Source organism: Virgisporangium aurantiacum (genome assembly GCF_016863635.1).
Taxonomy (GTDB): domain Bacteria; phylum Actinomycetota; class Actinomycetes; order Mycobacteriales; family Micromonosporaceae; genus Virgisporangium; species Virgisporangium aurantiacum.
The window spans coordinates 25,250-34,625 of record NZ_BOPG01000124.1 but is presented as its reverse complement, the minus strand read 5'-3'; the positions used below and the strand labels follow the sequence as shown (position 1 = coordinate 34,625).

At 68.4% G+C, this 9,376-nt stretch carries 4 protein-coding genes; all 4 read left to right on the top strand.

The window, feature by feature from the left end; translation table 11 throughout:
• A partial coding sequence (locus tag Vau01_RS60740; RefSeq protein ID WP_239153069.1) for a P-loop NTPase fold protein occupies nucleotides 1-2,642 on the top strand: 2,642 nt, incomplete at its 5' end.
• Nucleotides 2,643-3,073: 431 nt separating this feature from the next.
• Entirely contained in the window at nucleotides 3,074-4,060 is a 987-nt protein-coding gene (locus tag Vau01_RS60735; RefSeq protein ID WP_204013821.1) for a competence protein CoiA, read from the top strand.
• A gap of 208 nt (nucleotides 4,061-4,268) precedes the next feature.
• Complete coding sequence (locus tag Vau01_RS60730) at nucleotides 4,269-8,147, top strand: P-loop NTPase family protein (protein ID WP_204013818.1); 3,879 nt, start codon at nucleotides 4,269-4,271, stop codon at nucleotides 8,145-8,147.
• Nucleotides 8,148-8,536: 389 nt separating this feature from the next.
• A complete protein-coding gene (locus Vau01_RS60725) occupies nucleotides 8,537-9,334 on the top strand; it encodes a hypothetical protein (protein WP_204013815.1) in 798 nt (265 codons plus the stop codon).
• The last annotated feature ends 42 nt before the right edge of the window (nucleotides 9,335-9,376 follow it).

Here is a 9,376-nt window from a genome sequence, read left to right as displayed (position 1 = left end):
TGACCGGCTACACCGGCTCGGTGCGGTCGGTGGCGTTCTCCCCGGACGGCACCCAACTCGCCTCCACCTGCGCCGACAGGACGGTGCGGCTGTGGGACGCGCGCACCGGCACCGCCGGACTCATCCTGACCGGTCACACCGACTCGGTGCGGTCGTTGGCCTTCTCTCCGGACGGCACCCAACTCGCCTCCACCGGCGACGACAGGACGGTACGGCTGTGGGACGTGCGCACCGGCGCTGCCGGACTCGTCCTGACCGGCCACACCGGCACGGTGCGGTCGGCGGTGTTCCATCCGCGATCTCCGCAACTAGCCAGCTGTGGCGGCGACGGCACCATTCGGTTGTGGAATACCCGAACGGGGCGACAGTTCGCCGGTACCGGGTTCGGTGTTCGGTTACAGCAGATGCGGCCGCTGCCGGGAATCCGTACCGACACCGCCAGCGTCGAGGATCTGCTCGGGATCGACGAGGACGTGGAGACCCTCGCGGTGCTTGCCGCCGCGGCCGCCACAGAACCACCGCTGGCTATCGCGCTGCTCGGGGAGTGGGGGGCCGGCAAGTCCAGCGTGATGGCACAGATGCACAACCGGGTTGCGCAGCTGGCGGAGATGTCGGCGAACAACCGCGGCCTCAGCGAGTTCGTGGAGAACGTGCGTCAGGTGCGGTTCAACGCCTGGCACTACAGCGACGACCATCTGTGGACCGGGCTGATCAGTCACCTGTTCGACACGCTCGCCTACAACCCGAACCAGCCGCCACTGCCGTACCAGTCCACCGACCCGGCCACGCTGCGTGCGCTGCACACCGAGGCGCAGCGGCTACGCCGGGCACGCGACAGCAGCGTGGCCACCGATGAGCGCATCACCCAGCAGTTGGCCGCCGCGAGCCGGGCTGAGCCCGGCGGGCTGTTCGCCTGGCTCGGGTCTCCGACCGCGGCGGCGCGGGTGCTGGGCAACGCTGCCGCCGAGGCGGCCCGCGAGGTGCGATCCTGGCTGCTGCTGTTGGCGATGTGGGCGGTAATCGGCGTGGGGGCGTTCCTGGTTTGGAAGCACCTGCAGGCCCCGATCCGGGCCTGGTTCGCGGCGGTCACTGCCCCGCTGGCGGTCCTGCTACCGTCGCTGCTGCTGGTCTGGCAGCGGCTGGGCGCCTGGCACCGGCAGGGCATGGGTTTCACTCGACGCGCCCGGCTCTATCTTGAGCAGCGCCGCCGCCAAGTGCGCCTTGACGCCGAGCAGGTCACCGCCCGGCTGCTGGAGATCGACGCCGCGGAGCGGCTATCCCAACTGCTCATCCACCGCGCCGACCCTGCCACCTACGCCCTGCACCGTGGACTGCTAGGGCAGGTCCACCGTGATCTGACCGAGCTCAGCATCGCCCTGGCCGAAGCACACCGGCAGTGGACCGCTCTGACGACCAGCCCACCAACACCGGTGACCAGCGGCCGGCGGCTGGCGTTGCGCCGGGAGAGCGGGCAGCCGTCCGAGCCGCTGCCGGGACCGCCGCTGCAACGCATCATCCTTTACATCGATGACCTGGACCGCTGCCCACCGCGGCGGGTCGTCGAGGTCCTCGCCGCGGTGCACCTCATGCTCGCCCTGCCGCTGTTCGTTGTCGTCGTCGCCGTGGACCCGCGATGGCTGCTGTCCTGCCTGGCCTACCATTATCAGGAGCTGTTCACCGCCTCGGCCACCATCGACGGCCCGGACGGAGGCCCGGGCCAGGTCGCCACCCCGCTGGACTACCTCGACAAGATCTTCCAAGTGCCGTTTGCGGTCGCCCCGATGCAACCGGCCGCAGCCGAGCGGTACCTCACCGCCCTCCTCGCGCCCCCACCCGGCAGCACATCCCCGACGCCGCCGCCTGGCCCGCCCCCGGATCGTGCCACGAACGCCGTCGAAAGCTCCCTACACCGCTCACCGGACCTCCCGGATCCACACCGGACACCCAGCTCGACCCCTGCCCGGGACACCGCCACGCAGACCGGAACAGGGCCGCCACGCAGCCAGCCACCGACCGGCGACTCCACCACAGTGCCAAGCCAGGAATCCGGCCACGACCCGAACCAGGGCATCGGCACCGGTCGGCAACGCGAGCCCGGCGCGGGCAGGTCCGCAGTTCGTACCATGCCCGACCTGAGACCATCCGGATTGACCCTCACGACCGAAGAGATCGCGTTCCTCACTCGACTCGGCCCGCTGCTGCCCACCCCCCGAGCAGCCAAAAAGCTGGTCAATCTCTACCGGCTCGTCCGCATCGCCATCTCGGAGTCCGACCTCGAGTCCTTCACCGCGGACGGCACCTACCGGGTTGTGCAACTCCTGCTCGCGGTCCTCGTCGGCGCACCCGCCCAAGCCGCCGCGGTCTTCACCACCATCCGCGACGCCGACCCTGACGACGACCTAGTCACCGTGCTGAGCACCGACGACACCAACCCAGTCCCGACAAAACTCGCCCACCTAATCGCCACTGCCCGCCAACAACATCCGTCGTGGACCGGCACCGCTGCCCTCTTCCAACCGTGGTGCCCCGAGCTCGCCCGCTACAGCTTCCACACGCGCGACCTCACCGCGGTCCGCACCGAGGACCAGCTACAACCCGTACCCCCCGCAAGGTCGCCGAGGAGTACCGGACACCAGGAGTAGATACGCACAACCAGCCAAGCCCTCCGGCCAGGCCGACCGAGGTGCACCAAGGATCTTGGGCAGGATGTTCTGCCTGAGAGGGCGGTCCAGGAGTCTTTGTCCGTCATGACTCTGGCGGTAGGTCTCCAGCCGGCGAACGTCCACTGAGGACAGGTGCGGGAACAAGACAGACACGCATCGGCAGCCATCAGGGCACGACGAGCCATGATCACAGACCCGGCCCAGTCCCGCAGCCCCGGACCATCTCGATCACGAAATGTGGGCCAGAACCTCAGAGGTGGCCCCACGCAGGAGCGAGTACTGGCCCCGTCCATCGACCGAGCCGCCGCCGCACCGAGGTCGGTCTGACGTTCCGCAGGCGTCGCCACCAGGCGACCGTTCGGCCGTTGCTCATAGGTTCGTTCGTCTGAACTGCGTGTGATTCTTCAAAGATGCTCACTGCGGTGCGGTTGCCGTCCGGGCAGCGGGTCGAGGCGTCGAAGAGCCTGCCGAAGTCCGCCGAGTACCGCTGCCCGGTCTGCGCCTGGCCAGTGATCGTCAAGCCGGGCCGAGTCGTCGTGGCGCACTTCGCGCACCAGCCCGGCGGGCCGCAGTGCGGCGCTGAAGGCGAGTCGATCCGGCATATGCGAGCCAAGATCCTCCTTGCGGAGCGATTCCGCGATCTTGGCTACGAAGTCATGCTTGAGGAACAACACACCGGCGGACAGCGGCGGGTCGACGTCGCGGTCACCATCCAGGGCCGCAAAGGCCCGGTCAGAGTAGCTGTTGAGATTCAGGACAGCGCGATCTCCGTTGATCAGATCCAGCGACGAAACCGGGCGGACAAACGGGCGGGATTCTTCGCCACTGTCTGGGTGTTCACCACCAACCGGCTGAGTCGAGCCCGCGGAAGCCTGCCCGGTGCCGAACTGCGTCTACCTGAGGAGATGCGCTACCTCACCAACCGCTGGCGGCTACCGATCGCCCTCCTCGACGTCGAACGACGGCAGCTCACGCACGTGTCGACGGCTGAGATCGTCCGCGACGGTGGGTCGTACTTCAACGAGTACGGCGACGAGGAGTGGGCACCCGATCGCCGGCTCGTGTCCACCCGGCAGGTCAAGGTCGCGGCAGCGACGTTCGAGCTGGAAGCCGTCCGAGGCCGGTACGCCACCGATCGGAACCCCGATTACACGGCCGGGTTCAAGGCTGCGCTGGTCCCGGACCGACCGTGGCGGCTCACCGCCACCCGGGACGGTACGGACACCACCATCGACCTCACCAGCTGCCCGACCGACGACGCTGGCCGCGAAAAAGTTCAACGGCTCGTCGCCGCCGGATACACCGTCATCCTGGACCACCTGCCGACCGAGCGACGATGGCACCGAGTCCGCCGGCCGGAACCCGATGACCACGGCTACCGATGGAAGCCTGAATGACATCCTTCCTCGGCAGTTGACGGGCGCAGCTCGCGGGCCGGGCCGGGGCGGAACGGAACGTGGCTGGCCACACGTCCGGACCGTGAGGGGATCCGGTGACCCGTGCGTCGCACGGCGCGATCGGCAACCTGGAGCGAGCTCCGAAGTCCTCGAACACAGCGCGGTGTCGCACGCCTGCGCATCAGCAGCACCCCGATAACGTGGAGCGATGAGCGACCTCCTGCCGACGCCCGGCATGGGCGGATACGAACTGGAGGAGTTCCTCGGCGATCTGCTCAAGCGCATGGCCCGCATTCCAGGCGCCGATCCGCGACTGGTGAGTTCCTCGCGAAACGGCACGTCCGGGCAGACGCAGGGCGGCGTCGACCATCGCGGCACCTACTCCGACGGGACCCGCGGCGCCTGGAGCTGCAAAGACGAGAAAGCTCTCACCAACGGCCTCATTGACAAGATCATCAAGGAGATGAACCAGGCGGGCGAGACGGCCGAGAAGCGGATCGTCGTCTACTCGCGCATAGCCAACCCGGCCGCTCGAACCAAGATCGACAAGCTCCCCGCCTGGGAGATCTGGGATCAAGTAGACCTCGGCGATCACGTCCGGTCATTGCTGGTTCAGGACGCGCGTGCCCTGCTCGACACCCACTTCGACGAGACGGTGCGCCGAAAGTTCCTGGTGGACCCAGGCACCGACGCGTTCGTGTTCCTTGACGCGTACTTCGCGCCGTTGTTGGATCCGAACGACCGATTCCACCACCGAGCGGCGCTCGTCGGCCGTGACGCAGAGGTCGCCGCGATCGTCGCCGCGCTGCGTGATCCCGCCGGTCCGCGGGTCATGTTCATCGAGGGACCTGCCGGCCGGGGGAAGTCCCGTCTGGCCCTGGCGGCCCTCAGCCAGCTCTGGGACGAGCTCGACACGATGCCGGTGCTCGTCCGTGCCGACGGCTGCGCGTTAGATCGGAATGCGCTCGGTGAACTGCCCGTTGCGCCATCGATCGTCTTCGTCGAGGACATCCATCGCGACCCGGCGGGGCTCGAAGGGCTGCTGCGGTATGCACGCAACACCGACGGGGCGCGGGTCGTGCTCACCGGCAGGCCGACCGCGCGGGTGCTGTGCGAGCGGGCGCTGGTAGTCGCCAAGTTCGGCCTGCCTGACCTCGCGATCCACGAGGTCACTCCGCTGACCGCGGCCGCTGCCCGGCAGCTTGTCGCCGCCCTCCAGGACGAAGTACAGCTCACCCCGCCGTTTGCGGAGGGCCTCGCCCAGGCGGCCCGCGTCACGCCGCTGCTTGCCGTCCTGGCGGTCGAACTGATTCGTCGCAACGAACTCACCACCCCGCTCGCCCTCAACGCGGACCTGCGACACGAGGTCATGACCCGCTACGGTGAGGCCGTCACCGACGGCGTGCCCGGCGCGACCGGCCCGCAGGTTAGAAAGATCCTGGCCACGATCAGCGCCCTGGCCCAGGTCCGCATCGGCGACCTGCCCCTGCTCGATGCGCTCGCCGGCTTCGTCGGTATCGGCCGCGGCGAGCTGCTGCAGTTGATCGAGACGTTGGCCGCACATGGCGTCCTGCTCAACCGAGATGGTCGTGTGGGGGTGGTCCCGGACCTGCTCGGCGATCACCTGCTCGCCGAACAGACCGTCGTTATGGGCCAGGACAGCGGTTTCGCCGGCCTGCTCTGGCAGGCGTTCCCGGACCAGCAGCTCAAACTCCTGGCCAGCCTCGCCAACCTGGACTGGCGCCTGGAACACACCGAACCCGGCACCGCACCAGCACCGGATCTGTTCAGCGCCAGCTGGACCGACTTCCGTTCCCGCTTCCTGACCGCCGACCACGCCGTGCGCTGGGAAGCGCTCGATGCCCTGCCCGCCGTGGCCGCGACGCAAGGCGCCAGCGTGCTGCCGCTGCTACGGGACGCGATCGCGAGTCCAGCCTCTGACATTCCAGGCGACTGGCTAACCCACGCCGACGTTCGCCGGCGCTGCGCCCGCCTGGCCGGCATCTGCGCCCGCGCCGACAGCGCGCTGCTGGCCGACGTGTTCGACCTGCTTTGGCAGCTTGCCCAGACCGACGCCGGCCCGCCCCACCAAGACCCCGACCACCCGGTCCGCGTCATCGAACAGCTCGCCGAACTCGGCGCCGCAGAGAGCGTCGCCACCGCCGACGTGCTGCTGGACCGCGTCGCCGTCTGGCTCGCCGAGCCGGCCGACACCGCGCGATGCCGCAGCCCGCTGTCGGTGGTCGAACCGCTGCTGGCCAAGTCCGGCACCACGAAGCACTGGCGGCCCAGTGCGCTCGAGTTCCGGCCCTACACCGTCGACCCCGGCGCTGTCCGGGTGCTCCGCGACCGCATTCGCCAGTTGCTCGCCCCGATCATGGTCGGTGCCGACACCGCCGCGGCCGTCGAGGCCGCCCGCCTGCTCGGCATCGCGCTCAGCGAGCCCGTTGCATACTTCGGCCAGACGATGCCGCCCGAGACGATCCTCACGTGGGTGGACGACGACCTGCAGACCCTCGCCGTGCTGTCCACCGTAGCTGCGGACACCACCGAGCCGCTCGTCCGTTGCCATATCCGCACCGCCGTCACCTGGACCGCCGAACACGCGACGTCAACTGCCGTCCGCCAGCGCAGCCGGGCGCTGCTGACCGCAATCGAGGCCCACGACGAGGACGAGCTCACCGACCTCCTCGTGATCGCCGACTACGACAGCAGCACCGTCGCCGATCTTCCCCCCGACTCCCGCACGGACGGCAAGCCGCCCACCGACGGGCAGAACGCTGCCGACAATTACCCGCAGACCGTGGCGCGGCGGGAACAGGAACGCCAGCACCTCGCCGCCCGACTCTGGCAGAACGTCGCCGACGCCGGTGCGCTGGCCGCGCGACTCGCCGAACGCCTCACCGTCATCGCCGCAACCCAGGCCGAGCCCGCCGCCGGACTCGACCAGACACTGCGGGCCATCCTGGGCGCCCGACAGGACCAGCGGCGGGCACTGTTCGAGGCGATCGTCGCCGCACCACCGAGCCCGCTCGACGCCGCCGTCGCCGTCGTCCTCGACACCCTGCTGGACGACCGGACCGAGTTCCTGCAGGCGCTGCAGATCGCGGTCACCAGCCGGCCCACCATCGTCACCGGCGCCCTGCGCGGCTTCTTCCGCAGCGGCTGGGGCGCGGTGGCGACCGACGCATCAACCGTGATCATCGAGGCTACAAAACATGCCGACCCGGCGATCCAACACACCGCGGTCCAGAGCACCGGCGCGCTGCTGCGCGCAGACCCGCTCGGCACCGTCCCGCTGCTGCTCACGTTCATCCCCACCGCGCCGGACGCCGTCGCGTCGGCCGTCTCGGTCGCCGAAGGTGCGGACCCGCAGACGTGGGTGGCCGGCATGAGCGACGAGCAACGCCGCGCCCTCCTCGACCTGCTCCGTGAGCTACCGAAGCTGCACACCAGAAACCGCAGAACCCTCACGGCGCTTGCCGATTCGCTGCCCGACGACGTCCTCGACGTCATCGCCGTCCACGACAAGCGCGGCGGATCGCAGCTGCTGCAACCCGGATGGGGAATCGAACGGCCCTTCGCCAACCATCCCGCGGCTCTCGTCACCTGGATCCAGCGCGGCACACAAGCCGCAGGCACGCAGCGGTTCAGGCGCAGCAAGATCTGGCGCGTCATCGCCGGTGTCCGACCCACCGCCGGCGCCGCATCCGCCATCACCACCATCGCCGCCAATGGCACCGCAGACGAACTGCTGTTCCTCGCCGAGTCCCTGGCCCACTGCACGAACTTCGTCCTCGACGAGCCCGGACTCTTCGACGAGCTCGTCCAAGCCCTCGACCGTCACGCCGACATCGACCATGATCAAATCTGCGGCGAGTTGCTCGCCTCCGGAATGCCCGACGCATCGTGGAGACCCGGGCGGCCAGCACACGAAACCATCGACAACCGCGACCGCGCGCAGACGCTTGCCGACGATGACACCCTCAGCGACAAGTCGCGACAGCTCTACCGCGATCTGCATGCCGGACTACAGCGCATCATCGACCGCGATCTCAAGGCTGACTCGACGGAAGCGGATGTCTAACCCGCAACAACCCGGCACAGCTGCGCAATTGTGATCGTTCACGCCAGTAAGTAGAAAGCGGCCCGAGGCCCCCGACCGCTTGCGAGCACCAAGGCGAGCCAGGAGGACACGGCTCCTCGGAAGGACTGATCCAGGGATGAGGTCCCCTGCCGTCCTGGTTGTGGAGTGCGCTGAGGTTCCTACCGATGGTGGCGTCGCTGCCGCCGCGACACGGTGTAGGGCTCGCGGGCGCATGGGAACCCGATCGGGTTCGCCCGAACAGTGAGTGCCGTCAGACACGGCCTACTCATAGCCTGCTGGCGGGCTACTTCCGTCCTCTCCCCAAAGTGGATCAACCTTGGGAAACAATGGAACTTGCTGGAATAGCTGGGATCGGTTAGGGTTTCCTCGTGGCCGACTCCATGGACGCTCTCGAGCAGCGGATCGACGACCTTCGGGCGGAGATTCGCCGGTCCGTGATAGCCGGCGACCGGGCCAAGACCAACCGACTGCGTGCAGAACTGCGCAAAGTCGAAGCGGAATGGGACGCTAGCCTGGCCGCGATCGCCGGGCCGGAACCACTCGAGGACTCGGCGAAGGCACCGACTGCGCCGCTGCTGCCCGTGCGGGACCAGGTGCACCAAGCGCTCACGTTCCTCACTGTTCCCGCTGCACCAAAGTTGATCGTGGCTCTTCACAACGCGCTCTTTGGCGGGACGCTCGCCAGTGCGCAGTTGACCAGTCTCCGGCGGGACGAGGAGCGTTCATTCAAGACCAACCGCCACGGTCGGCCCTACTACATCTGCGCGGCGTTGACCGCCGATCGGTTGTCGCCGGCCCGCGGTTTGCTGTCGGTGTCAACGTGGCCGTTGCAGGCGCGCCTCGTCGGCCCCTTGAGCCCTCGCGTGCACTTCCTCAAAGCAGCCATCCAGGTCGCTGGACATCTTCGGCAACCAGAGTGGGCGACGCTACCCGCGCGTCGGCTGTTGTGGGAGTTCGCCGCCAACATCCCTGGCGGGGCGAGGACGTTCGAGTCCATGACACCGGACGCCGTCCAGCACGCAGCACAGACCGAACTTGAAGTTCATGAAGACACCGACCGGTCGCACCGCGAAGCGGCCGCTCAGTGGGCAAGCAACCTCGACGATCTACAGCAGATGTTCGGCACCACGCTCGGACTTGCCCCGGCAACCACGGGCGAGGGGTAGACGCGCCGGAAACTTCCCTGCTCGATCGCACTTCCCACGCGA

Excerpts from the sequence above, each read along its gene's own strand:
- Vau01_RS60730 (WP_204013818.1), top strand. The coding sequence starts at position 4,269 with ATGAGCGACCTCCTGCCGACGCCCGGCATGGGCGGATACGAACTGGAG.
- Vau01_RS60735 (WP_204013821.1), top strand. The coding sequence starts at position 3,074 with ATGCTCACTGCGGTGCGGTTGCCGTCCGGGCAGCGGGTCGAGGCGTCG.